The sequence below is a fragment of the Pseudomonas sp. Kh14 genome (genome assembly GCF_900291005.1).
Lineage (GTDB): Bacteria > Pseudomonadota > Gammaproteobacteria > Pseudomonadales > Pseudomonadaceae > Aquipseudomonas > Aquipseudomonas alloputida.
Genome location: NZ_OLKJ01000313.1, coordinates 1 through 235, shown reverse-complemented (window position 1 = coordinate 235; position 235 = coordinate 1). Strand labels below are relative to the sequence as shown.

The window sequence follows — 235 nt, the reverse complement described above, 5'->3', positions numbered from 1 at the left end:
CCCTAAGCTGGATCCCTATATAAATAAATCAGTTAAGTCGTTACATAATAAACCTATTATAGTTTTTACTGCTACCTATGATAAAAGTGGAATGAGTGCTATTCATCTCTGGGCAGATAAGTTGGGATTACTAACTGAGAAATATAATATTTATGTTACTTTGCATCCGTGGATGTCCAGAAAATATGTTAAAATTATCAAGAATACGGAAGGAGTAAAGCTCATAGAAGAAGAG

At 32.8% G+C, this 235-nt stretch carries 1 protein-coding gene; it reads left to right on the top strand.

The window, feature by feature from the left end; translation table 11 throughout:
• The coding region (locus FQ668_RS28915; RefSeq protein WP_218570936.1) for a hypothetical protein at positions 1 to 235 on the top strand (235 nt) is incomplete at both ends.